General features: G+C 35.4%; 26 protein-coding genes. 13 read left to right on the top strand and 13 right to left on the bottom strand.

Translation table 11 applies throughout. The annotated features are described in order from the left end of the window. Positions 1–187 precede the first annotated feature (187 nt). Positions 188–1,249, top strand: coding sequence for a 3-oxoacyl-ACP synthase III family protein (locus AC4IF5_RS03715; protein ID WP_490731792.1), 1,062 nt, complete (start codon positions 188–190; stop codon positions 1,247–1,249). A gap of 15 nt (positions 1,250–1,264) precedes the next feature. On the opposite strand, the gene AC4IF5_RS03710 is transcribed toward AC4IF5_RS03715, so the two are convergent. Then, the gene (locus AC4IF5_RS03710; protein ID WP_490731790.1) at positions 1,265–2,209 is read right to left on the bottom strand and encodes a beta-1,6-N-acetylglucosaminyltransferase; all 945 of its coding nucleotides are present in this window, start codon (positions 2,207–2,209) and stop codon (positions 1,265–1,267) included. A gap of 444 nt (positions 2,210–2,653) precedes the next feature. On the opposite strand from AC4IF5_RS03710, the gene AC4IF5_RS03705 reads away from it, so the two are divergent. The 3 genes from AC4IF5_RS03705 (at position 2,654) to AC4IF5_RS03695 (ending at position 4,844) form a co-directional block, all read left to right on the top strand. Then, positions 2,654–3,772: a DEAD/DEAH box helicase gene (locus tag AC4IF5_RS03705; RefSeq protein ID WP_490731788.1), complete on the top strand. Its 1,119-nt coding sequence runs from the start codon at positions 2,654–2,656 to the stop codon at positions 3,770–3,772. A gap of 50 nt (positions 3,773–3,822) precedes the next feature. Continuing rightward, positions 3,823–4,017 (top strand): cold-shock protein, encoded by a 195-nt coding sequence (locus AC4IF5_RS03700; protein WP_490731786.1) that lies wholly within the window; start codon positions 3,823–3,825, stop codon positions 4,015–4,017. Positions 4,018–4,385: 368 nt separating this feature from the next. After that, entirely contained in the window at positions 4,386–4,844 is a 459-nt protein-coding gene (locus tag AC4IF5_RS03695; protein WP_490731784.1) for a MaoC family dehydratase, read from the top strand. Between the two features lie 117 nt (positions 4,845–4,961). Here AC4IF5_RS03695 and AC4IF5_RS03690 read toward each other — a convergent pair whose 3' ends face one another. The 5 genes from AC4IF5_RS03690 to AC4IF5_RS03670 all read right to left on the bottom strand — a co-directional run bounded on the left by AC4IF5_RS03690 (position 4,962) and on the right by AC4IF5_RS03670 (position 6,989). Beyond that, complete coding sequence (locus AC4IF5_RS03690; protein WP_490731782.1) at positions 4,962–5,225, bottom strand: heme oxygenase; 264 nt, start codon at positions 5,223–5,225, stop codon at positions 4,962–4,964. Positions 5,226–5,236: 11 nt separating this feature from the next. Further along, complete coding sequence (locus AC4IF5_RS03685) at positions 5,237–6,085, bottom strand: hypothetical protein (protein WP_490731780.1); 849 nt, start codon at positions 6,083–6,085, stop codon at positions 5,237–5,239. Further along, on the bottom strand, positions 6,072–6,302 hold the full coding sequence (locus AC4IF5_RS03680) for a hypothetical protein (RefSeq protein WP_490731778.1): 231 nt from the start codon (positions 6,300–6,302) through the stop codon (positions 6,072–6,074). Before AC4IF5_RS03680 ends, AC4IF5_RS03685 begins: the two co-directional genes overlap by 14 nt. Continuing rightward, positions 6,295–6,633: a cupin domain-containing protein gene (locus AC4IF5_RS03675; protein WP_490731777.1), complete on the bottom strand. Its 339-nt coding sequence runs from the start codon at positions 6,631–6,633 to the stop codon at positions 6,295–6,297. The genes AC4IF5_RS03680 and AC4IF5_RS03675 overlap by 8 nt, the downstream gene beginning before the upstream one ends. Positions 6,634–6,770: 137 nt before the next feature. Further along, complete coding sequence (locus AC4IF5_RS03670; RefSeq protein ID WP_490731775.1) at positions 6,771–6,989, bottom strand: hypothetical protein; 219 nt, start codon at positions 6,987–6,989, stop codon at positions 6,771–6,773. A 507-nt stretch (positions 6,990–7,496) separates the two neighbouring features. On the opposite strand from AC4IF5_RS03670, the gene AC4IF5_RS03665 reads away from it, so the two are divergent. Then, positions 7,497–8,594, top strand: a complete 1,098-nt coding sequence (locus AC4IF5_RS03665; protein ID WP_490731773.1) for a calcium:cation antiporter — start codon at positions 7,497–7,499, stop codon at positions 8,592–8,594. Positions 8,595–8,678: 84 nt separating this feature from the next. Here the strand turns inward: AC4IF5_RS03665 and AC4IF5_RS03660 are convergent, their stop codons facing one another. From AC4IF5_RS03660 to AC4IF5_RS03650, 3 genes are read right to left on the bottom strand one after another with little or no spacing between them, the layout of a single operon-like run. After that, positions 8,679–10,946 carry a glycosyltransferase gene (locus AC4IF5_RS03660; protein WP_490731772.1) on the bottom strand — a complete coding sequence of 756 codons (2,268 nt, stop codon included), beginning with the start codon at positions 10,944–10,946 and terminating at the stop codon, positions 8,679–8,681. 44 nt (positions 10,947–10,990) lie between these two features. Continuing rightward, positions 10,991–12,019, bottom strand: coding sequence for a glycoside hydrolase family 130 protein (locus tag AC4IF5_RS03655; protein WP_490731769.1), 1,029 nt, complete (start codon positions 12,017–12,019; stop codon positions 10,991–10,993). A 1-nt stretch (position 12,020) separates the two neighbouring features. After that, the gene (locus tag AC4IF5_RS03650) at positions 12,021–12,152 is read right to left on the bottom strand and encodes a hypothetical protein (protein ID WP_490731767.1); all 132 of its coding nucleotides are present in this window, start codon (positions 12,150–12,152) and stop codon (positions 12,021–12,023) included. Between the two features lie 164 nt (positions 12,153–12,316). On the opposite strand from AC4IF5_RS03650, the gene AC4IF5_RS03645 reads away from it, so the two are divergent. The 4 genes from AC4IF5_RS03645 (at position 12,317) to AC4IF5_RS03630 (ending at position 14,713) form a co-directional block, all read left to right on the top strand. Then, the gene (locus tag AC4IF5_RS03645) at positions 12,317–12,877 is read left to right on the top strand and encodes a helix-turn-helix domain-containing protein (protein WP_490731765.1); all 561 of its coding nucleotides are present in this window, start codon (positions 12,317–12,319) and stop codon (positions 12,875–12,877) included. A 339-nt stretch (positions 12,878–13,216) separates the two neighbouring features. Then, positions 13,217–13,486, top strand: coding sequence for a heme oxygenase (locus AC4IF5_RS03640; RefSeq protein ID WP_490731764.1), 270 nt, complete (start codon positions 13,217–13,219; stop codon positions 13,484–13,486). A 69-nt stretch (positions 13,487–13,555) separates the two neighbouring features. Beyond that, on the top strand, positions 13,556–14,050 hold the full coding sequence (locus AC4IF5_RS03635) for a CinA family protein (RefSeq protein ID WP_490731762.1): 495 nt from the start codon (positions 13,556–13,558) through the stop codon (positions 14,048–14,050). Between the two features lie 201 nt (positions 14,051–14,251). After that, entirely contained in the window at positions 14,252–14,713 is a 462-nt protein-coding gene (locus AC4IF5_RS03630) for an Lrp/AsnC family transcriptional regulator (protein ID WP_490731760.1), read from the top strand. A 19-nt stretch (positions 14,714–14,732) separates the two neighbouring features. Here the strand turns inward: AC4IF5_RS03630 and AC4IF5_RS03625 are convergent, their stop codons facing one another. The 4 genes from AC4IF5_RS03625 to AC4IF5_RS03610 form a co-directional block, all read right to left on the bottom strand. Beyond that, positions 14,733–15,152 carry a transposase gene (locus AC4IF5_RS03625; protein WP_490731758.1) on the bottom strand — a complete coding sequence of 140 codons (420 nt, stop codon included), beginning with the start codon at positions 15,150–15,152 and terminating at the stop codon, positions 14,733–14,735. Between the two features lie 686 nt (positions 15,153–15,838). Next, positions 15,839–16,294: a hypothetical protein gene (locus AC4IF5_RS03620; protein ID WP_490731756.1), complete on the bottom strand. Its 456-nt coding sequence runs from the start codon at positions 16,292–16,294 to the stop codon at positions 15,839–15,841. Between the two features lie 405 nt (positions 16,295–16,699). Next, positions 16,700–17,515: a sterol desaturase family protein gene (locus tag AC4IF5_RS03615; protein WP_490731755.1), complete on the bottom strand. Its 816-nt coding sequence runs from the start codon at positions 17,513–17,515 to the stop codon at positions 16,700–16,702. 410 nt (positions 17,516–17,925) lie between these two features. Then, positions 17,926–18,858 carry a helix-turn-helix domain-containing protein gene (locus AC4IF5_RS03610; RefSeq protein ID WP_490731754.1) on the bottom strand — a complete coding sequence of 311 codons (933 nt, stop codon included), beginning with the start codon at positions 18,856–18,858 and terminating at the stop codon, positions 17,926–17,928. Between the two features lie 651 nt (positions 18,859–19,509). On the opposite strand from AC4IF5_RS03610, the gene AC4IF5_RS03605 reads away from it, so the two are divergent. The 4 genes from AC4IF5_RS03605 to AC4IF5_RS03590 all read left to right on the top strand — a co-directional run bounded on the left by AC4IF5_RS03605 (position 19,510) and on the right by AC4IF5_RS03590 (position 25,700). Further along, positions 19,510–21,042, top strand: a complete 1,533-nt coding sequence (locus AC4IF5_RS03605) for an RCC1 domain-containing protein (protein WP_490731752.1) — start codon at positions 19,510–19,512, stop codon at positions 21,040–21,042. A gap of 690 nt (positions 21,043–21,732) precedes the next feature. Next, complete coding sequence (locus tag AC4IF5_RS03600; RefSeq protein ID WP_490731750.1) at positions 21,733–23,508, top strand: phage tail-like protein; 1,776 nt, start codon at positions 21,733–21,735, stop codon at positions 23,506–23,508. A gap of 134 nt (positions 23,509–23,642) precedes the next feature. Beyond that, positions 23,643–23,861 carry a hypothetical protein gene (locus AC4IF5_RS03595; RefSeq protein WP_490731748.1) on the top strand — a complete coding sequence of 73 codons (219 nt, stop codon included), beginning with the start codon at positions 23,643–23,645 and terminating at the stop codon, positions 23,859–23,861. 489 nt (positions 23,862–24,350) lie between these two features. Next, the gene (locus AC4IF5_RS03590) at positions 24,351–25,700 is read left to right on the top strand and encodes a metal-dependent hydrolase family protein (RefSeq protein WP_490731746.1); all 1,350 of its coding nucleotides are present in this window, start codon (positions 24,351–24,353) and stop codon (positions 25,698–25,700) included. Positions 25,701–25,830 lie beyond the last annotated feature (130 nt).

Genomic DNA, 25,830 nt, shown 5'->3' with positions numbered 1-25,830 from the left:
CTGTTTTCAAAATAATAATAGTATTAATATTCCAATGTCTTAATTATCTATTCAACGAGCATTTAAAGTTAGAGCTGGTTATATGTTCATAAACCTCTTGTTAAACAACAGGAGGTTTTATTAATGGTTAATCCAAATTGATATATTGATTCTTAAACGGAAAAAATAGTAAAAGCAAGTATTTCACATGATAAGCAAGATCATAGGTGTTGGTAACTGTATCCCAGCAGAAACTATAACCAATTTATTTTTTGACAAGCATATTTTCCTGGATGAAAAAGGAGATGTATTGAAAGATGACAACTTTTCTCTAACTGAGAAATTAAAGAAAATAACAGGCATAGAGGAAAGGAGATATGCCAGTCGTAACCAGGTAACCTCTGACCTCGGGTTAATTGCTGCTCAGGCTGCAATAGAAGATTCAGGAATAGATCCGGAAACTCTGGATTACATAATTTTTGCACACAATTTTGGTGATGTAAGGTTTGGTACCGTTCAGTCTGACATGGTTCCCAGTCTTGCGGCAAGAGTTAAGCATTCATTAAAAATCAGGAATAACTTTTGTACAGCTTATGACTTGCTGTTTGGATGTCCCGGCTGGATTGAGGGGGTCATACACGCAAATGCTTTCATAAAATCAGGTATTGCCAAGCGGTGTTTGGTAATAGGAGCAGAAACACTTTCCCGTGTGGTGGATATTCACGACAGGGATAGTATGATTTATGCGGATGGTGCCGGTGCTGTAATTCTTGAGGCCAATGAGGCAGATGATTCCGGTATAAAATCACATTTGTCCTCATCTCATACTTATAAGGAAAAAGATTTCCTGTACTTTGGAAAGTCGTATGATACCGCCGGCTGTCCGGATACCAAGTATATAAAAATGGATGGAAGGAAAATATATGAGTTTGCCCTTTCAAATGTTCCTGATGCTATGAAAAAGTGTTTGGATCATAGTGGATACAGCATTGATGAATTAAGCAAAATTATTATTCATCAGGCGAATGAAAAAATGGATGAGGCCATTGTGAGCAGGTTTTTTCAGCTGTATAATTTACCGGTACCTGATGATATTATGCCAATGGTAATACATAAGCTTGGTAATAGCAGTGTTGCCACCATTCCGTCCCTGCTTACCATGATTGTAAAGGGAGAATTGGAACAGCATGTCCTGGAAAAAGATGATATCGTTCTTTTTGCTTCTGTAGGGGCAGGGATGAATATCAATGCATTTGTTTACAAATTTTAAACTACATCAAAAAAATCAATTGTCTTGCCGGTCATTCCTTTTTAATTCTCTTTCAACTTCATCAATCTCTGTTAAAGGAAGCAGATAGCTGTTTTCAATGTAGCTCCTGATATTTTCGTCCGTTTTACTTATTTTTCTGATAAAAAGCTGATTGCTGGATTTCAGAGACTGTATATAATTCAGCGTATCCTGTTTATTCTGGAAAATTGATTTTTCAAATACCGCTCTTTTATCATCATTGACGATAATATCATTAAATGATGTATTCATGAGCACGGTCTGAAAAAATGATTCGGCAGGTAAAAAAGTATGAAGATAATAATCCTCAAAATCCATTACTTTTTTATTATTGGTCAGGAACGCACAGGTTTCTCTTGTAAAAATAAACCATTTTCCGCCAATATAAGGTATTACTCCTTTCATAAATTCTCTCTTATAAACCAGGGAGGAAATCATGTAGGCCAGTTCGGTAAAATGATTTTGTATTCTTTTCAGCGTGTCCGGTCTGTAAAACTTCTGGTCGTAATAAAACAGATAGTTCCGGCCGTTATTTACCGTAAGGAATTTACGTATGATTTGCTGGGATTTGAGTGGATAATCTTCACCGCTGAGGTTAATGAAATAATCCCATTCCCGGCTTGCATTTAAGAGAAATTCCATTGCGTTAAGCTCAGCCTGAATCATACTGAAGCCTCCTGAAACAATATTCAGGCTATCTAAAATAAATACATTGGGAAATTGTACTATATATAGCTGTATCTCTTCTGTGACTGTTGGCTTGGCCTTTCTGTCAATATGAATAAGATAGAACTGATCTTTTGTATAAATTTTCTCAAACATTGCTTTAAATACATCAGGCTTATGGTGTACCATAATAAAATAAGCAATCTTTACATGTGGTGTAGCATATGATTCCAGAGTCTGAGTCTGAGGAGCTGTTATGGGGAAGGCTGTTTGCATACTTGGGAGCTTAAAATCATCCGCATAGCAAACAATTCAGTTAACGTGCGTAAGCTACGAATAATTTTTTGATAATCAATTAATTAAATAATGCTTTGTTTGTTTTTTTTATTGTAGGTTTGCAACACATTTATAAAACAGGTCTCTGCCTTTGCTATTCTGTCATAGTTTAACATCACAATTTTCTTTTTCAGTTTTGCTTTTTCAGCTACCAATTTATAATCCTGATTTCATTAGTGAAAATCACAGATTATAAAAGTCCTATCATCATAGGAGCGATACGTTATTGCAGGTCAATCAACAATATTTTAATGTTATTGTTACAGATACAGCAAGCAAAATGATAAACCGGAAAAGTACTCTTTATTTGTTTATCCTTAATACACCAACTCAAATTCTGATAAACAGATTTGCTTACAAACTACCGGAAGACCGGAATTTATAATGAGTTTTAAAAATTTAAATTTAATCAATCCAATTATTCGTGCTGTCACAGAAGCCGGATATTCCAAACCTACTGAAATACAGTATACTGCAATCCCACATATCCTGGAAGGAAGAGACATCATAGGATGTGCGCAAACCGGGACCGGAAAAACGGCTGCATTTGCTATGCCTATACTGCAGTTACTGAAAAGACATACCCCTGAACATAAAGAAATACGTACTTTAATTCTCACTCCAACCCGTGAACTGGCGATACAGATAGAAGAAAACTTTAGAGTTTACAGTAAATATCTGCCGTTATCCCAACTTTCTATTTTTGGAGGAGTTTCAGCAGGCGGTCAGCTTGCGGCTTTGAGAAAGAGAGTGGATATTCTTGTAGCAACCCCCGGAAGACTTCTGGATCTGGTGAATCAAAGACATATTGATCTCTCTAAGATTGAAATACTGGTTTTGGATGAAGCAGACAGGATGCTTGATATGGGGTTTGTAAATGATGTAAAAAAGGTTTTAAAATTAATTCCCCAGAAAAGACAAACACTGTTTTTTTCAGCAACCATGCCGGTAAACATAAGAAAATTTGCCGAAACGATTCTGAATAATCCTGTAGAAGTTACTGTGACTCCTGTGTCTTCAACTGCACAAACGGTTAAGCAATCCGTATATTTTGTAGAGAAAAAGGACAAAACAGACCTGCTGATCGATATATTACAGGAAAAAAATACCGTAAGGTCGTTGGTTTTTACCCGTACTAAGCATGTGGCCAATAAACTTGTTCAGCAGTTAGAGAACGTAGGAATTTTTGCAGCAGCTATTCATGGAAACAAATCACAGGCGGCACGGCAAAATGCACTGGATGATTTTAAAAGCAGCAGAATTAACGTCCTGGTAGCTACAGATATTGCAGCGAGAGGAATTGATATAGATGATCTTCCTTATGTTGTGAACTATGAGCTTCCTAATGTCCCTGAAACCTATGTTCACCGGATCGGAAGAACCGGAAGAGCGGGAGCAGAAGGTACTGCAATTTCATTTTGCGATACAGACGAGCGTTTGGATCTCAAGAATATTCAAAAACTGATAGGGTTTACCATGCCGGTCAGTCCATTTTATAAATAAAGTCTGTAGAGTTTACAGAAAATAATATACAATTTTTAATAATAATTACAATGCAACAAGGCACAGTAAAATTTTTCAATGAAGCAAAAGGCTTCGGATTTATTTCTCCTTCAGATGGGAGTAAGGACATATTTGTACATTCTTCAGGATTGAGCACAAGAGCGATCCGTGAAAATGATAAAGTCGTTTTTGATGTACAAAAAGGAGAAAAAGGTTTAAATGCGATCAACGTAAAGTTGGCTTAATTTAAACTTTGTATGCAGATATATGTGAAAATCATATTCCCTGCAATACTCATATTTTTATATTTTTTACAGATTCAAAATAATCCATACACTGTAAGTATCTGGATATATTGTTTGAAAGGACATTGATGTAAGTTAAATTACTTTTTATTTTCCATTATGTTCATTAACCTCTTACTTGACGTAAGAGGTTTTATGGTTTTATTTTAGGGGAAGGGAAAATTTATGGTCTTGATCTGGTGTATGTATAAATCGGACTGATATTTGAATAATAAATATAATGAGGCAAGCGGTTAGTCGGTTAGCCATTGTACAGCAAGATAACTACACACCAAATATACAGCCCTTATAGGGCATAAGAAAATAATATGATTATTATCAATAATTTTAATGAGTATAAAGCTCTTGAAGGCAAGATGATCGGAGCTTCTGCCTGGCATACCATACATCAGGCTCAGATTGACAGGTTTGCAGAAGCAACCTTAGATTATCAGTGGATTCATACTGATAAGGAAAAAGCAGAAAGAGAAGGGCCCTTTAAATCAACCATAGCTCATGGTTATTTAACATTATCACTGATTCCTTACCTCTGGAAACAAATTGCAGAGGTGAGAAATGTAAAAATGGAAATCAATTACGGAATAGAAAACTTTAAGTTTGGGCAGGCGGTTCCTGTAAATAGCGATGTGCAATTACAGGCTACGGTAAAATCTGTAGTCAATCTCAAAGGGACTATAAAAGTGACGGTGGAAGCCAGGCTATTAATTAGAGATCAATTAAAGCCTGCCTATACGGGCGATGTGGTTTTTCTTTATCATTTCTTTTAAAAAATACCTTATTCATCTCTTCTTTAATATGTGATTGTTACTGGAAAATACCAGATCCCTTTTGCTGAAATGGTCTGGTGATGATCCTGTATAAAAATGGATTTTGTAAAATTCCTTTCAGATGACATCATAATCGTTTAATCCCAATACAAAGTAATGTTCGATTGTTTTTTGAGCTTTTTTACACATTGATAAGAGATGATCTTTGGAGGTGTTTTCAAAGATAAAGTCGTCATGGGTTTTAACGATATATTCGGTTACTATTTCAATATCTATTGAATCGAACTCTGCCAAATCAGTTTTCAACCTATGCTCTTCTTTAAAAAACGGGATTTTGCGGAAGATGGAATTTTTAAACTGAAAAAGATGTATTGTTTTCACGGTACAAATGTTTAATAAGGTGTGGGGTTGGATTGGGGATCATTGGGAAATTTATCTTTCATTTTTCCGTTGATCCATTTTTTAAGCATGACACGTTCTGACGGCAATTGATATATACCTCCTGAAAGTATATTTAATAAGCTGTCCCAAAGGTTATTTTTTTTACTGAATTCATGACTGTAGTCTGTTAATATTTTCAGATACTCCTGCTCGTATACCCTTGCCTCCTTTAAAGTATAATCTTTCGGTATATTTTTGATAATATCCATCGTGATCCTGTTAAAGATTTTCGGGGTGTACTTTTCTATAAAATCTGATTCAAGCCTGCATATGTTCGTAAGCGGAATGAGTAAAGAAAAAATTTCATCATAAAAGTTACATATGGAGGTTTTCCAGGATAGCTTTTCTTCTTCCGGTAAAAGTTGATCAGCCAGCCGGATCAGTTTTTCATGGTTCTTTTCCAAGTCGTTAATATAGTTTTGGTTCTGTTGCCAGAATACAGATGAATTGATTTTATTTTTTTTAATAATATGGGCCAGTATATATTCAAACTGAAGTCTGATATTGTTTATGTTGTCACTCAGATCCACTAAAACAGACTGCCACAGATTATGCTTGCTTAAGCTGCAATGGGTACTGAATACCAATCTTGATCTGTTATTAAGATGCTGTAATTCTTTTAGCATCCGAAGAATTTCTTTTGCATCTCTTTCCAAGGTGATAGTGGTATTCCTGATATAGAACAAAGCAACAAACTGAGAATAATAGGTTCTGCCTGAACTGTTTTTTTTATTTCTGAGTTCCCATCTTTTCTTTGGATGTTTATTCAGCTTTTTCATTGGAATTTTATTGTATATCATATTTTTTGATTGCCCTTTTTTCAAAGGATTTTTGCTGCATGATCAGTGAAATAAGATATTGTCTTAAGTCTCTGATCGTGATATTTTTCTCTGCAAAAGAAAAAAATAGTGGAGTTTCATCTAAAAGCTCATACAGTTCGGGAAATTCCTTCTGAATTTCAACTGTTTTTTTAAATATCTTTTTTGTCAGAATTGATATTGTGTCTGCTTTATTCATAGCCGCTTTTTATTATTGTTAATATCATTTTAAAGCGTTTATTTCCTTTTATGGAGTTGGGCTTATGAGCCGGAATGATGATACATTCGCCTTCTTCCACAAAATAGGAGGCTCCGTCTATAATGATTTCTGCTTTACCCTCGATAATCTGTACAACAGTATCAAAAGGAGAGATTTTTTCCGGCAGTCCTTCTTCATCATCAAACGATAAGGCATTGATGTTACCCGTCAACTTTCCCAGTATTGTTCTGCTGACAACAGAATTTGAAATATATTCCACAATCCGGCTGATAACATATACTTTTGATTTCTCAAGTTCTTTATGGTTCATCACAGTCTGTTTAAGGGTAAAAAGAGTGGGGTATTGTAAACAAAAGGGACAGAACTGTCTGATTTTCTATCCCTTTTTTTCAGCTAAACCTTTGATCAATATATTTTTCAGAGATTGTAGCTGTATATCTGCAAAGTTTATGAAAGATTAATTTCTTTTATAATACTGAGAACCTCTTCACGGTTTTTTCTTAGTCTGTTGCCAATTCTTTCAAGCATTTCCTTTTCCTTACCTTCTTCAAGCTTCAGGTCGTAATCCGTTAATGTTGAGAATTTTTCTTTCAGCTGCTTTGACTGTACATTCCAGTTTCCCGGAATCTTGAAAGATTTGTCATCTTTGTTGTGGTTTGTGTCCATAATGTGGATTTTGGTGTAACTTAATTGCTACTATACAAAGTTGGTTATTTTATTATCTATTGTATTACAGATTAGTATTTTAATGTTGCACATATCACACTTTTGCAGATCTTCAGGGTTATTTTGTTTCTGATATCAGGCTGTAGATAAAGAGAGGGAAAAGTTCTGTGGTTTAATGAAACAGCAGAAGAGGAAAAATGTTGATCATTCTCTTTTCCCGTTTTATCCCGTTTTTATTAATTTTCTAATCTGAATTCATGTTAAATAATAGGATATAATTCTAAATAAGTGATTGATAAATCGTATCTTGCTACATTACTGCTTTGAACTGCCAATTGGAGGCTCCGGGTTCTGGCGTATTACTTCTTTTCATGATCTGATATTTCCAATATAGTATCTCTGAACAGCTTAAAACCGGTAACCGGAGTTGTTTAAAAAAAGGAAATATAAACCTGTTGACTTTCTCTAAAGGATAATTCAACCGTACAAAAAATTATTACTGTTTTTATGAATACAAAAAAATATTTATGGATGTGGACATTTCTGGTTCCTATTCTGGCATGGCTCTCTTACTTTGGATACCCTGTTTTTGCTTCAGGCTATTATTCTGTGCTCCTTGCTTTATTCCTGATGGGAAGCGTTCTTGCAGCAGTTTACCATTCCGAGGTTATTGCCCATCGCCTGGGTGAGCCTTTCGGAACGTTACTCCTTGCATTTGCCATCACGGTAATAGAAGTTGGGCTGATCATTTCCATCATGATGGGAGCCAAAGGTCTGGAAACGATTACCCTTGCCAGAGATACGGTTTTTGCAGCAGTGATGATTATCCTTAACGGAATCATCGGAAGCTGTATTGTGATAGGCTCTTTAAGGTACCGGGAACAAAGCTTTACACTGCAGGGAGTGAGCACTGCATTGATCACGCTTACCTCTGTCGTTATTTTTGTGCTGATCCTGCCCAATTATACGGTAAGTAATCTCGGCGGTGAATATACTTCCTTTCAGCTGCTTTTTATCGCATTGATTTCTTTGGGGCTTTACCTGGGCTTTACAATGATTCAGACGATCAGGCACCGGAACTTTTTTATTTCTCCGCAAAACAAGCTGCCCGGAAACCAGTCTGCACAGGATGATCATGAAAAATCTTCAAAAAAAGAACTGTATATCAGCTGTGTCCTGTTGATCTTATGTCTGGGAGTGGTCGTTTTATTGGCAAAGCTTCTTTCAAAGGATGTGGAGCATGTGGTGGTTTCAGTAGGGGCTCCAAGGTCCCTGGTAGGTATCATTATTGCCGGGATCGTCCTCCTTCCGGAAGGATTGGCAGCATTCAGGGCTGCAAAAAGTGATCAGATCCAGACCTCATTAAACCTGGCTTTCGGTTCTGCTCTGGCAAGTATTGGGCTGAGCATTCCCGCTATTGCCATCATATCTGTAATGACCGGCATAAGAATGACATTAGGAATAGATATCAAATCAACCATACTTCTTGGACTATCGCTTTTTATCATTACCGTTTCGCTGGCAACCGGCAGAACCAATATCATGCAGGGGATTGTACTTATCGCCATATTTTTAATTTATCTTTTTATTACGATAGTACCATAAATAACCTGAGTTTGGGATACGATGTTTTTTTAAATTGGGTAGGGAAGCTGGATGTTATTGAGGGATGAAAAACAGTAAAAATTGTTATTCAGGAAAGCAAAGTCTTGCCATCAGATAGCTGACGGTGGATTCCGCCCCCTGATTGAGATTAACATCTTTTTCCTCAAGCCCGTCATAGCAGCCGCCTGTTGCCGGGTTGTATATTATCTGATGTAAATGATTCTTTCCCAAAAACCAATTAAAGGAATCTTTCATCATCTCCAGGTATTTTTCATCCTTAAAAACTTTGTAGAATGCGGATAATGCCAGGATCGTGTAGGCAACATCAATGGGCTGCTCTCCGCCAATCGTTTCAGGATCTTTAATGATTTCTTTTTGCAGCCATCCTTTGTTGGATATTACCTTGATACTTCCTTCCGCAAATATTTTAGAAAGCAGAAACCGGAAAGATTCATCAGCGATTTGTTTATATACATCGTCCTTAGTGGTGATCCATGCACATAATAAAGCTTCCGGCAGTAAGCTGTTGCCATAGGTCAGGTAACTTTCAAACCAATGCCAGTCATTATGCTTTTCATGCTGATACATTTTTACCAGCCGGTTGGCCAGTTTCTTTAATAAAGGAATATTGCTTTCAGAGTCCTGATAATGTAATCCCTTTATGATAAAAGCCATCGCCCTGGTAGAGTGAATTTTCTCTATAGATGAAAGGCTTTTCCCAATGATTGAGTCTGCTTCATCATAAAATGGTTGAGGTAAGATCTCTTTTATTGAAAGCAAATAGCCTAACGCCCAGATGGCCCTCCCGTTGGAATCCTCAAGGTTGGTTTCATAATTCTGCTGGGCAAATTTCTTTTGCTGATCCACATAATTAAGAAAGCTTCCGTCTGATTGCTGGCAAAATTTAATTACATTCAGGTACGTTGAGATCAGCTCAAGGTCCGATTCATCTCTGCTTAGCTCATAATGTCTGCAGGCCACAATCATAGCACGGGCATTATCATCCAGAGTATACCCTGAATCTATATCAGGTCTGTTGATTTTAGAAAACTGGATCATTCCAAAATCTGTCGTCATGTTTTTGATATGACTAAGATTGACTGTAGGTAAGGTATATTTCAATTCTGTTTTATTTTTGGTGTATTGCTGAAATAACAAAGCGTGTAAAATAGAAGAATTTTCCCACGCTGTCGGTGCCATTTTTTCTAAGTTTTTCGACCGTAACTGCTCCTGGACACTTTCATTTTTCAGTAGCCTGTTCACTGCTGCTGCAAGCTGTTCCGGCGCTTCAAAATCAATAATAATTCCCATATCTTCTTTCAGTACTTCTAGGGCATGCGGGATAGGAGTAGAAACAATAGGACACCCACAGCTGATGGCATAGGAAAAGGTACCGCTTACAGCCTGATTCCTGTCTTTTGAAGTAAAAAGATAGATATTCGTAAGCTGCAGATAATCCAATAACTCATCTAAAGGCAAATACTGGTTGATGAAACAGGTATGTTCCTCCAAATGAAGCCTTTCAATGGTTTTCTCCAAATGATCCCGGTATTTTTCACCTTCATGCTTTATGATGCCGGGATGTGTTTTTCCAATGATCAGAAACATCACGTCCGGATTCTGGGCAATAATTTCAGGCAATGCTTCTAAGGTTGTTTCAATATTTTTCCCGGAACCTAATAAACCGAATGTTGAAAGTACCTTTTTATCTTTCAATCCGTATTTTGTTTTCAGTGAAATTTTGTCGATAAATGGCAATAAATGGGTACCATGGGGTATCACTTTAATTTTCTCAGATGGAATATCATAATCATTGGACAGGATATCCGCAGAAATACCGGTCATCACAATAATAGATTGAGAGAAGCTGCTGATTTCTTTTACCTTTTCTTTTAATTCCGGATCCGGTTGGGGCAGAACTGTATGGAAAGTAACAATTATATCTTTCTTTAAATTTCTGAGAAAAAGTGACAATCCGTTTTTGGCTTCGTTGAAAAAACCGAACTCGTGCTGGAGCATAACAAGTTGGATATTATCATTTTTATTGATCTTGTCAGCCAGTTCCAGATAAGAAATTGCGTCAGATGTATTTAAGCTATATTCAATCTTTTCTGTATATTGATAATGTTCGTCTTCAGTTTCCATCGGGCAAATGATGATCTTAAATGATTCTCTGAACTTTAGCTGAAGGGATCTTATCAGGTCCTGGCAATACGTTGCAATACCGCACACTTTAGGAGGAAAAGTACTGATAAAGACAATTTCAGGTCTATAATAAGTTGTGTTTTTTTTATTCTGGGCAGATCGTCTTTTGGGCTTTTCCTCCACGTCTGAATTTATATTTTTATTCATGTTGATTTTATTTTGAAGCCTGGCACTTCTAACTGAATGATCAGCTATGATGTGTAATGCAGTAATTCTTTCAATAATTCCGGGATGCTTAAAGAGGCAACAGCAATTCTTTTGTCTGCAGCTCCGTAATAAATATGGAGTGTGTCGTTCTCTACGACAGTTCCTGTCGGGAAGCACACATTGTCAACCTCTCCCTTCAGCTCCCATTTTTCCTCAGGCTTGAAAAGGGGATAAGGCAATCTTGAGATTTCATTTTCCGGATGATCAAGTTCCAGTAAGGCTGCACATGCGCTGTATACATATCCCTCAACGGTATCATGAACGCCATGATATATCATGAGCCATCCATGCTCAGTTTCTACAGGAGGGCATCCGCCTCCGATATAGCTCAATTCATGGTCATATTTGGGGGATAGCAGAATGTGATCTTTAAAATGCAGAAAATAATCTTTCCAAAAATCAGGATTCAGGTCCTCAATATTTTCTATACAGGCAATTTGAATATCAGGTCTTATACGATGGAGGAAATAGAACTTTCCTTTGATTTTTCTGGGGAAAAAAATCACATTTTTATCCCATAGAAAGACATCTTTATCTTTTGGGTGGGGGGCCGGCAGCTTATTGAACCGTCTGTATTTTTCTGCTATTGTACCCTGAGATTCTGCTAAAAGCTTAAATTTTTTATAAGGAATTCTCGGGACAATAATACCTAGTTTTTTCCATGATTTCAGATCTTCTGATATCGCTAATGTACCCAATGCATTGATGCCGTCATAGCTGGTGTAGGTAAGGTAGAATAAGTGGTCGATTTTCACGATCCTCGGGTCTTCCACCCCATGCTTTTCGTATTCAAACTCCGGAATGAGAACCGGACTTTCAGACCGGATTTCTATAGTCCGGTAATCTGATAATATACAATGTCCGATACTGGAGAAATTATTCTTTGCCAGAGCTCTGTAAAACAAATGTATCTTTCCGTTATCAAGAATGACAGCAGGATTTAAAACACCTTCACTTTCAAAGTCTAAAGCAGTTTTCCTGAGTATAATTCCTTCTTTTTTTATGGATACCATTTTAGTTACTGGTATTTCGGGCCTCACTTTCCCTGTCTCTTCGTTTGTTTATTTTATCTTCCCGTTTCTCTTTTGCAGATTTTGCAGGTGGAGTTTTATCCGACTTCTTTTTTCCGTCTTTTTCTTTTGACATTGTAAAATATTTTTTATTAACTGTAAATCTCGGTCATTAAAAAAGGAAAGTTTTGTAATAGTCTTTTAATTTGTTGTATAAATCATAGATATTTCCATTTAATAGAGTAACTTTGAATAAATAACTGTTAATGAAATAATTAACAGGGATATAAAGTAAGGGGGATGAAGTTGTATATAAAATATATGGTAAGTTTGCGTTGCAAAATGGTTGTCCACCAGGAACTGGAAAGGCTGGGCATTAAAAATGCTGTTGTAGACCTGGGTACCGTAGAATTATTGGATGATATCAGTACCGGACAAAGACAAACCCTGAAAGAAAATTTACTTAAAACGGGACTTGAAATATTAGATGATAAAAAAAGCATCCTGATCGAAAAAATAAAGAATGTAGTCATAGAAATGATCCATTATTCAGATGCTCTGCCTAAGGAGAATTTTTCAGATTACGTAAGTGAGAAACTGGGCTATGACTATACTTATCTGGCCAATACCTTTTCTGAAGTTAAAGGGATGACCCTGCAGCATTTTATCATTATCAATAAAGTGGAGAAGGTAAAAGAATTATTACTGTATGATGAGCTTAATCTTACGGAGATCTCTTATAAACTGAACTACAGCAGTGTTGCCCATCTCTCTAACCAGTTTAAAAAAATCACCGGACTTTCGCCTTCATTCTATAAGCAGCTGAAGCAAAAACGCCTTGGAAATCTAGAAGATTTATAAAAGGTGTGATATATGTAAGATTATTATCAATATATATACCTTATTGTCTACGGAAACAATCATCTTTGTATTGAAATACGTGTAAAGATGCAGATCAGATAATAAAAAAATACAGATACATCATACAGGCACCAACCATGAAAAGGTAATTAACCTTTAAGAATACTCAATTAGAGGGATAGAAACCAATGGTCTCTGTCCTTTTTTAGCCATTCTGTATCTGAGCTGATCATTTGATTTGCATTTCTTTTTTTTAAAGAAAGATAATTTTTACATAATATGACGCGATAGGGCTTTTTAAAGCAAAAGCGGATTTACTGAACACAAAATACCCAATTTATGAAAACAATACATCTTTTTCAGTTTAAAGATTCCATTTCCCGTAAGATTCCATTTTTTAATGAAGAATGCAGGCTGGATAATCTGAATGATCTGATGACCTACGATCTAATGAACACCGAAAAGGTGACCGAGTTTATTATTGAGGTTCAGGATGATTTCATTTTTGAAGATACGGCCAGGGAAGACCTCTTACAGATGTGCAAAAATGCCAAAGACACGATTGAACATTATTTTGCAACGGCATTGGGCGATTATGACGTTATCTGAAAGCTGATTTCAATAACGTAGAAGAAGGATTTTATAACGTTTTTCAGATAACCTCAAAAAACAGATATCATGCAATTCCAGCAAAATTTACTTGAATATATCAGCACTTCACTCATTACAGTGAACGAAACGGTCTCTATATCAGAAAGCGTAACTTCAGGATTGATACAGCTGGCTTTTTCTCAAATGCCTAATGCAGGCTTATTTTACAAAGGAGGTATAACCACCTTTACAGTTCCGGAAAAAATTAAATTTTTAGATATTAACCGGATTGAAGTTATGGAAAATGGTTTTGAAACGCAACATATGGCAGATACGATGGCTGTAAAGGTGGCCGCATCATTCGAAACGGATTGGGGAATTGCCTCTACCGGGTATGCTACCTCTGTAAGGAACTCAGGATTTAAAGTTTTTTCATTTTGCTCATTTAGCTATAAAGGAGAGATTGTGCTTTCCAAACGCATCGAGCTTCATCAGAAAACCCAGGCTTTAGATGCGCAGTTATACTATACGGAGTTTATTTTAGGATGCTTTAAAAGTGTGCTTAATCAAATACTCATCTGACAGGATACGGATAAGAGAAAACCATATGCTTTATCAATGCCATTACCGTTGACAAAAAATAATTTTGTGTACAATTAATCAGACAGAATATACTGATGATTTAGGCTGATTATTTCGGATATTTAAACTTTTATAATTGTATTTGAAAGAATATAATTCTGTAAATTTGATAGATTTTAAAAATTAAAAAATTAATATTCTGTGGAACATCTCGACGATAAAGATATACAGTTGCTCAGGCTGCTTCAAAAAAATGCAAAATTAACGGTAAAGGAACTGGCAAAAGAAGTTAATCTTTCACCTTCACCCGTTTTTGAAAGGGTAAAAAACCTTGAGCAGGAAGGATATATTAAAAGATATTCCGCTGTGCTTGATGCTGAAAAGCTGAACCGTGGATTTACAGTCTTTTGCCAGATCAGATTAAAGATCCATGACAGGTCTGTAGGCTATGATTTCGTAAAAGAAATTATGGAGATTGAAGAAGTTGCGGAATGCTACAATATTTCAGGTGATTTTGATTTTCTGCTGAAGGTTCAGGTCCGGGATATGAAGCACTATCAGGATTTCGTGTTTAATAAATTAGGCTCAGTGGACTCTATTGGCAGCACACACAGTACTTTCGTAATGGCTGAAGTAAAAAATAATCATGGGCTGACCCTGTAACATGAAAAATGCAGCGAATCTAGGTTACATTATTCTTGCTGATCCATTTGTATAAAGTTGTTTTTGGAATGCGATACTCGTGTATCACCTGATTTTTTGTTTTTTGTCCGGTATTAATGAGTTCCAAGATAAAATCGATTAATTCCTTAGTATAAATATTTTTACGAAACTGTGGGAGACTGCTATTTTTAGTTACCTCTGTTTTCAGAGATGAGGGAGCGTAAAGAATCAAATGCTGGCTATATATTCTGAAAAAATCATATTCTAATAATTTACTCCATCTGAGGAGTGATTCAGCATCAATAGTATTACTGCCATAAATAGTATCAATATCCTTTTCATTACATTTCATGAATGCGCATACGCGTGTGCTGCTGATTCCAAGATCATCTACCCTTTTTTGTATAAGTCTACCTATATTTATATTCTTAAAATCCATATTCAGGCTATTACTAAATTATACACCTTATTTTTGTTCTATAAAGACATCGCAAATAAATTTTTTTTAATCTTTAGCTCTTCATTTCTTTCAGATAAATTTTGAGCCGGTAAAAAAAGACCTCGATGCAGACTTTAAAAAAATATTTAAGAGGGAATGCTGCATCGAAGGATTTAATAAAGAAAAATAACTTAACTCTTATTTTCTTTACATCAACGAAACTTGTGTTTATAGAATCGTATGTATCTTAACAGCCTGTGAATTCATTTGAAATAATATCATCAATTATTTAATTTAAGTCTTGGCTTTGTTAAGATAATTCCTGTTTTATTGGTTAACTGGCTTTAGTATTTTAAAGATGGGACAAAAGTATGCGATTTAATAAATCAATAAAATTATCTATGAATGAGAATCAATAAAATGTTTTAAATTGGCTTAATGCTTGTAAAACAATAGCTTATAAGAGCTGTTTTTTTGAAAATCATTTATATTAATATGCGGTTAGCCCTTTATCAGTAATCAGAAAGGTTTGTTGATATTAAAAAATAAGTTGTAGAGTGATGGAAACATTCAAAAAAGAGATGGCCTATACAGGATAAATACATATAAAAAAGGTATAAAAATCGGATTATAAAAGGTATAGAAGAATTACCAATTTAAAGCATTGGTAATGGATAAACAGTATATCAGAATATTTCAAACATTTTATTTTCTTTGAAAGTTGATTTTAGCTTTTCGAATTGACTTCGATGTATTCCTACCAGTGAATAGTTTATAACTTTTGTTTTATTCTTATCGGTAATAAGGCTGATCACTATAATGTATTTTAATCCAAACTTAAATATATCAATTTTCTTTATACACATTACGGGTATTTCAATTGGAGGGTAAAATTTCAAAATTTTAAAAAAATGCTGTGTATTTATAGACAGTACTTCTCCGGAATTTTCAATTTCACTGAACTTCATTTCCTTCATCATAAGCAAACCAACAAAAGCGATCAAACCAAGTATCAAAATTATTGTCTTACGATAGGGGATATTCAGAATTATATAAAAAGAAGTGAACAAAAAGCAAGCGAATACAAACATAATTATTCCCAGGCTCCATTTTTTTATAAAATTTCTGTTATTAATTTTCATAAAGTTTTTTTTTCATTATACATATTTGTAAAATCTTTTCATTCTGCAATTGGGTTAAAATAAATAGGAAAGGGGAAATTATTACTCGTAGCACGGTTTCATACTATATTCTCCTCATTCGTCCTGCTCAATTTGAAAAGATTTAACTTTTTTATCTTTGTTCGCTATAAGTCCGGATCCTGCTTCAGGGCCAGACCGGAATCTTTCAGAGGTATTAAAAAGAGATTGGAATAAATTTGAAAATCCATGTCCAAAAAAAACCTCCGATGCCATACCCGAATAATCGTATAAATCTGCACCGGAGTAAAATAGAATGAATGTAAAGTTAAAGTAGATTTTATCAAAAAATCATAAAGAATGAGTTGCTATAGGCAAAACATTGTCTGTAAAAAATATATTATTGGCTTATGAATGTGTATACTTATCAAGAATTCCATTATTATGATTTTCTTTATTTTTACTAAATCTCTTTTTTTGTATTTCATCATAAATAGACTCATAATTCCTGTTTTCAGTTCCTAATATTTTATCCCAAAACCTGAAATAAAGTCCATAATTACCTTTAAATCTGCTATGATGTAAATTATGATAGGTAGATGAAGCCATGATTTGAAATAGAGGCGTATTTCTAAACCACTTGGGTGCAATTTCATAGCCTAAATGCCCATAAACATTAATAGTTAATGATAAGACAATAAAGAAAAAAAGGCTGATGGGATGAAAGGGGATAAGAAACAACAAAATGGGTATGATAAATCCTTCGCCTAAAGCTTCAAAAAAATGAAAAGAATACGAAGTGAAAGGAGTAGGGTTGGTTGAACGGTGATGCACAACATGCGCATATTTAAAAATGCTTTTAATATGAAGAAGTCTATGCAGCCAGTAAAAGTAGGTATCATGCAGCAGCACCCCTAAAAGAAATCCGGCAGGCAACCACCAAAGCGGGTACTGATTGATATCAACATACCATTTTGTATATTTTACCAGGTCCGTATGGATGATAAGAAAAATAAGAGCAGACATTACAAAGGTAGACAGGAGGGAATTTGCTATTTCTCTCTTTATTTCCTTATTCTTTACTTCCCGCTTTTGAATCTTAGCTTCGTTTAAAGCTTTTTTATACAATATATAGCATATCAAATAAAAAGTAGCTGAAATAATTAAGTACTCTAAAACACCATATATATACATGTGTAATAATTCTTCTATTGCGTTCATCATTTTAAAAGTTTTTAAGTGAACAGGCATGAGCCATATGATCAGGAAAAAAGTTCTCCGGTCTTAAAAAATTTATCTAATCTTATCAGACTGTTATAAAGCCCATTATGAGTGTGTGTTTCTTATCTGCAAATTTATGCGGTTTGTTAAATCAAAGAATTTGTTCTTAAATGAAATGATTAAAACAGGTTGTAATATTCTTATTCATTCATATAGAGCGTGTTAAATAAATCATTTTAAAAAAAACATTTAAATATTGGCTCGCATGTTGACTTGTATGGAAATCGACAAACCAAACATCCATAAAATTTCCGGATATCCGGTATGGAACTATTCATAGAATTTTGTTCAGGAACAAAAAATCCTTACTTCGAAAAGTAAGGATAAGGACGGCGTATTGATGGTTATTTTTATTACAGCTCATCTAAAGAAGCTGTATCCCGTTTTTTCTGGATATATTCAGAGGGGGTAATGCCTTCTATCTGCTTAAAAACACGATTGAATGTGGACTGATTCGAAAAGCCGGCATTGGTATAGATATACATTAATGTTGTTTTCTGAAGATCTGCCTCATCTAATAGTTTTTTCACATAGTTTACTCTGTAAGTATTAATATATGTATTGAAATTAGGATATCCCTTGTGATGAATTGCCTTGGAAATATAGTAGTGATTCACATGTAGTGCCGCACTTAAAGAAGAAAGATTGAATTTACTATCCTTGAAAAATAAATTCTGCTCCATACTTTCATCAATCCGGCTGAAAAGGCTTTCAAAAAATTCCAGGTCAAGAGTATTACCGGAGACTACATTAGCATCATTTCTCTGTTCTTTTTGTTTGGTGATATCCATATTATTTTCTTCCAGATGTAATAATATTTCTTTCTTTCTGATCAAGTCTTTATAGTATACCAATAAGCACACGATCAGAATGTTCGAGGTAATTAATACTACATCGCAAAATATAATTTGTGATTGGGTGTGTTTCTGAGCATTAAATGAAAAGGTATTGGCAATAAGATAAACGGCAAAAATCAGAAGCAGCAAATATCCTGTATAAAATAAAACTTCTTTTTTTGAAAAGAAAATATTCGCTCCTAAAGGTATTGGGATCAGCCAGCATAAACTTACTACGGAACTTTCCCAAAAATAAAGTATGGTATATATGCTATAGAGTGGAGCTAACGTTAAATAGGCGTGTACAATAAAATTGACAGAATATTTCTTTCGGACAATCAGATAAGTGTAAGACAGGAAAATTATTCCCCCCAATAAATAAATGACCAATATTCTGTCATATATAAAGAAGTTAAAGATTAAGGTATAAACAACTAATAAAAAAACCATAAGTAATATATATCTGTCTACTAATTTCCGTTTCAGCCTTTCTATATTATTAGTTGTTAAGTTTTGTGTAGTCATTTTATTTCTCAAATAAGTTATTTTAAAGCAATTGGTTTATTTAATATGTTGAATTTCAATGGAATAATGTATTTAAATTATTTTGTGAATTTCATTTATGGATTATTTTATTGATTTACTATTCCATATACATTTGCAACTGAAAAATAAATAGTTTAATTAACCCTGGTAAAGCATTAACTTATTTTTATTTGATGATGCAAATATATAAACATTTCTTTAAAATGAATTATTTACTTTAATTCTTTAATTAAAAATGATTTTATCGTGTGAATAATATGTTAAAATATTGTGAAAAATGAATTATTGTTAATTCTTTTTGTGTTCCCATACCTACTAGGGAAATTGAATAATAAACCGTTTGCGCTTCTGAAAAAAACTATAATTTTTTATACAAAGAAGTAGTGTGAAAAAACGAAATGATGAAAATTACAGATAATGGTACTGGGCAGACAGTACAAAAATGGTTTGCAGAAGAAAAAGGAGAGCTATCACGACCACCTCCCTTTAATCAATCAATACAAGAGCTTAAATTAAAATTCACAAAAAAACAACAAAACAAAAACAAAACAAATAATGAAAAAAATTATATCATTCATCTTTGTACTTATGATTATTGTTCCTTATCAGCTATTCAGCCAGGTGGGAATAAATACAGGAAATCCCGAAGGACTGTTGCATTTGAAAAACACAGACAAAAAACTAGGTCTGGTAGTGCCTGTAGTTGACGCCGCGGATGCTACCACTACGCCTGACGGAAGTGCTCCTATAGAAGCCACAGTTGTATATGATTCCTTACAGCAATGTCTCAGAATTAAAACATCAGACAAGTGGAGTAGTTGCCTTGTTGATAAAGGAGGAGTCAGCAATATTGTTAATCAGATACTGGCGGGAGGAAACTCCGGTATCCCGATTAAAGCGAAAAAAGTGGCAGCAGGATCTTTATGGAATATGTATTATATTGGTAAAGACGATGGGTATATATATGGAATGGGATATTCTTTGGAAAGATCATTGGGAAAATCGGATGGCCCGTACAAGCCAAGTATATTGCTGGCAAAAGAAGCTGTTGATATTTCTGCAGGTGTGGTAGGAGGAATTGCTGTTTTAAAGAATGGAGAATTATGGGCGTGGGGAAATAACACGTATTCGAAATACGGACTTGACTATTTAACGATTGCTGAGGGGATGTATCCCTATAGTCCGATATCGATCCCAACTAAAATACCCCTTCCTCAGGGAGTTAAGGCGTCAAAAGTGAAGACCGGAAAATACGGATATCACACCCTTATGCTATCTGACCAGGGATTGCTGTATTCAGCCGGATTAAATACAAACTATAGAACAGGATTAGGGGTCAATACAGATCGTACCAATACATTTTCTGTCCTTCCTTTTTTTAATACTTTAAAGCAGAATACAGGAGTTACCGTGGTAGATTTTACCATTGATTACTCGTTGGGAGCCAATGCGGCGATCACTTCAGATGGTAAAATGTATGTTTGGGGATACAATGATACTAACAGTAGAAATCTTGCAATAAGCTCGCCTGCCGGAGTATTATCCGTTCCTGTAGATGCTACCCCTTCATTCCCTTTGGAAAGTGGAGAGAAAATTATAAAAGTTTCTCTGGATGACGGAGGAGGAATGGTTCTTACCAGCAAGAATAAGATTTTTGGCTTTGGTAATTTGGCAAGTGCAGTAGGACTGGGTACAGGTGTTAATTTACCTCCTACGCAAGTGGTTATTGGTGAAATGCTTACAAATGGAACAGAGCAAATCGTTGATATAGATTGTGGCCTTGACGGATCTACTGTTGTAACCAATTTGTCTGTTTATGCCAGCGGTGCGGCTTTAGGAGCAAGCGTGTTGGGTACAGGTAATAATAATGCTACAAATACCTTTAAGAAAATGGCCTTATCCACTATTTTACCAGCTAATATAAGATTTAAGCAAGTTTCAATGAATTATCTGTGGAATTTAATTGTAACGGAGGAAAACCCAGCCTCAGGAGATGGTACGGTGTATGGAGCAGGGTACGGATTTTATAATTCTTTGGGAGGTTCTGTAGCTTCTCCTCAGAATACACCTGCTGCAGTAACTTATTAAATAAAAACCGTTCATTGTATTCTGAAAAGGATACCAGAGACAAATGTAATTTAACTTATGGAGACTTATTCAAAAGAATGTTGTATGATCCATAGATTAATGACGGTTTAAAAGTTCAAGATATAAATGACCTTGTGCCATTTAGAAATTACAATATTATAAAAGTCCAATATCTTATTTGGACTTTTATTTTTGGCATACCTTCCATAGCCCATAGCCTGTGTTGAAGCTTCACCATATTATCGAATATTAAATTTTTGTGATCATTTTATTTCCTGAATAAGTCAATTTAAAATAATTGACTTATTTAATATGCTGAATGTCAATAAAATAACATCTTTAAATTGTTTTGGTGGTTTTCATTGATGGATTATTTTATTGATTTATTATTCCGCATACATTTGCAGTCATAGAATCTTGAATTACTGTTAATTCTGTTCCTATTCCTACCTGTTATAAATAATTTGATAACCGCTCGTATTCTTGAAAACAGCGACAATTCCCTATAAAAAAGTTAGCAATTATAGTAATACTCAAAATGATGAAAACTACAGCTCATAATGCTGAGCAATCAGTACAAAAACGGTTTATGGAAAAAGGATGGCTATCCCGGCCGCCTCCCTTTCAGTAAAGAAAATACAAGAGCTTAATTAAGAATACCATAAAATATATAAAAATATATACAAAAAAATGAAAAAAAATATATCACTCATCTTGATACTAATGATTATTCTACCCTACCAGTTATTTGGCCAGGTGGGGATTAATACCTCAGATCCCAACAAGAAATCTGTGTTGGATGTAGTATCTAAAAATAATAATACAGGAGCTTTACTTCCCCGTTTGACAACTGCCCAGAGAGATGCCATTACAGGTCTGGCAACTACGGAAGATGGATTAACGATTTACAATACTGATGAAAAATGCTATAATTATTATCATGCCGGCAATTCAACATGGCTAAGCTTGTGTGGAACTTACAAACCGGCTGTTTACACGGTAGACTGCAGTAAAATAAAAATTTTTGGAACCTACACACAGGGTACCTCTCTTAATACCAGTAATTATATCACGATGCAGGTTACTGCTACATCGGCGGGAACCTATAATATAATTGCCAAAACAACAAATGGCTATTACTTTGAAAAATCAGGTGTATTCCCGAATCCCGGAACTTATACCATTTCGTTAACGGGTTCCGGAGCTCCAAGTGCAGGTCCGCAGACAGACACGTTATCTTTTGAATATGATGGAGAGATTGACGCATCATGTACATCTGTAACGGTGGATGTGAAAGGCTCACAGACCAGCTATGGCATTACTTGTGGCGGTGCTGTTGTAAATGGTACCTACAATGCGCAGACTGTTTTAGATTATAATACCAATACGGTCACAATCCCATTGTCTAATGTAGACACGGCAGGTCAGGTAACCATTACCTCTTCCTCTAATAACGGGGTAAACTTTATGACGACAGAAACGATCACTTCAGGAAGCACTTCCATTACGCTTCATGGATCCGGAACTCCATCAAGTGCAGGAGTATATACTTATACATTTACTACCAACGGAGCCAATTCACAGACGTGTACGTTTTCTGTAACATTTGATACCTCTAAAGGTACTTTGGAGGACCCTGCCAACAGATGCCTGGAAATTTATAACCTTGGAAAAAGAATTGATGGGGAATACTGGATAAAAACCAGTGATTCAGATCCTACTCCTGTTAAAACATACTGTGATATGACTCATGGCGGTTATACTTTGCTTTGGTCATTTTCTGAGAAAACGGCATATACGGGTGGGGGAGCCTATGGTCCGGCTAACTCTATGAGTATTGCGGGTGCGCCGGGACTTTATGTGAATTCTCCTCAAAATGTAGTAACAGCTCCATCCGGGCAGATAAATTATGCAAGCTACAGAATCCCTCTTACGGCAATGCAAAATGCTAAAAATGCAACATTGGGAGATTACAGAGTTCAGATTACTAACGAACCAACTAATATGACGGATAGCTGGGCGAACAATAACTATTTCAATTCCAAACCAACTGCAGGATATGATTATATAGCGAATAATGCATCCACTTGTTCTCATGTGCTGGTGCCTACTACCGGGAAAATTTTTGGATATATCTACAATGGGCAAACGGCGAATGCAACGTACAATGGAGTAGCAACAGCTGTTAATGGTATATGTCCTTATATCAATACCGGATATTCTGCTCACTGGGATGCAGGAGGTCGTATGAACGGAAATATAACTGCTCCTGACGGAACTACCCTAAGCGCTGCAAGATATAACAATATGTTTGGATTCTTTGGTGAAACTGAAGTGAACCACCACTTCGGAAAATGTACCACGGATGATAATAGTTTTGCTACTGCGTTTTGTGCTTCTGGTGCATTAAGACCACACTCTTTCAATAGTGGAGAAGGGCGATATATACAATGGTTTGTGAAGTAAGCCGCAAATTAATTACACGTAAATAATAACTATATAAGAAGGCCCGGAAAACATTTTTCGGGCTTCCTTCTCAGATGGAATTGTAATCCTACAAAAATACAAACAATACAAAAAGCACTAAGGAGCATAAGATTATGGAAAAAAGGAAAAATTTTCAGGAATTGATTGGGAAGACAAAAAAGGAGATCATCTCAGAGCTTGGAAATGAATTTAACCATTATCCGGCTGATAGATGGACTTATTACCTAAAATCAAATTGGATCGGACTGAAAACTTATCTGCTGATTTACTTTAACGAAAATATAGTAGATAAAATTGAAATAGTCAAAAGCTTTGGGAAAATAAAAGAGTAATAAGAAAAGCGCAGCACGAATTCTCTATAGATGAGCTTTTTTGAAAATTCAAATAAAAACCCTCTTACTAAATAAAAATGATGAAAACAAAGCCAGACTACAGAAAAATTTATACAGATTTGATCCGGTTTAAATTTCCTGATAAAATGGGTTTATGTACACATATTTTAAACAAAGCCCAATTGGGTAATCTGGATATAATTACTTTGAACAAGATTTTATTTCAAATAAATAATGAAGATGTAAATCAAAAATTAAAATCCTATGACCGTCAATCAATTTTTGAAATTTTGGACTATCAGAAAAAACATAATCTGAACAATAGCCAGACCGCGAGACATTTTAAATTAAGCCGGAATACCATTGCTAAATGGAAAAAAGTATTTTTTTAAATCTTGATGTGGGTATTATAAGTCCTTCCAATAATTAATGGGGTAATGCTTAGCCTGAATGTCCTGGTATAAGTATACGAATCTAAAAAAATGAAAAATGAAAAATAGAATAAATAGATCTGTTATTTTTTTAATAATAGTCGCAAATAGTTTGTTCAATGCGCAGGAGTTGCCTAAAAGAATATTGATTAACAACGTTCATATATTCAATGGTAAAGACAATAAGCTGACCCAGGGAAATATTCTGATTGAGGGAAAGCTGATTAAAAAAATCTCTGCTGAAAATATCACTATAGAAAAAGACCCGGCAACAGATATTATTAACGGGCAGGGAAAGATTATCATTCCTGGTTTAATAGATAATCATGCGCATCTGTTGCTTGAATCTGTTCCTCAAATGCAGGCTATGGTGTCTGATATCTCTTTTCTCAATTTATTGGCTGCAAAAGCTGCTGAAAAACAGCTCTTGAGAGGGTTTACTACGGTAAGAGATCTGGGAGGTGGTTCTTTAACCCTTGCCAAAGCAATTGATATGGGGCTTATTGCCGGACCAAGAGTATTCCCAAGCGGAGCTTTTATTTCCCAAACCGGAGGGCATGGAGATTTTGGCCTGCCCACTGATATACCGAGAAGTTGGGGAAGAGAAATGTCTTATGCTGAAAAAAATGGGGTTACTGCAATTGCAGATGGTGTAGATCAGGTGTTGTTACGCAGTCGTGAGCAGCTGCGTCAGGGAGCTACCCAGCTCAAATTAATGGCCGGTGGGGGAGTTTCTTCTAATTATGATCCGATTGATGTAGCGCAGTACACTGAGGAAGAGCTAAGAGCAGCAGTAAATGCAGCGGAAAACTGGGGAACTTATGTCACGGTCCATGCTTATACTTCGGCAGCTGTTACAACTGCTGTTAAAGCTGGTGTCACATGTATTGATCATGGACAGCTAATTGATGAGGCTACGGCAAAGCTGATGGCTGAAAAAGGAATATGGTGGAGCCTGCAGCCTTTTCTTGATGATGAAGACGCCAATCGGTTTCCTGAAGGATCAAAGAACAGGCTGAAGCAATTGGAAATGATGAAAGGTACAGATAATGCTTACCAGCTGGCAAAAAAGTACAAAATAAAAACAGCTTGGGGAAGTGATTGCCTGTTTGATGCAGGGGCAGCTGCAAAGCAGGGGAAGAAACTGGCAAAAATGATACGCTGGTATCAACCCTTTGAGATATTGAAAATGGCCACTTATGATAATGCGAAGCTTCTTGCTATGAGCGGTAGGAGATCTCCATATCAGGAAGGTATGCTGGGAGAAATAACAGAAGGGGCATATGCGGATTTAATATTAGTTGACGGAAATCCTTTAGAGAATATTAATCTGATTGCAGACCCTGACAAAAATTTTAAAATTATAATGAAAGAGGGGATCATTTATAAAAATACTCTGGAAAAATAACGTATTATATTAGCCTGAGTTCGGGATATAAGAGGCTTGAAGCCGGAAGAGGGAAGCTGGGTGTTAATATTACACAAATAATAGTTATCGTAAAACTTGATGAAGTACGTCTCAAAACATGAATGAAATG

It is taken from the genome of Chryseobacterium sp. UF-290 (assembly GCF_058245615.1).
Note: the sequence above shows the minus strand (reverse complement) of the source record. Positions and strands in the feature narration are given on the sequence as shown.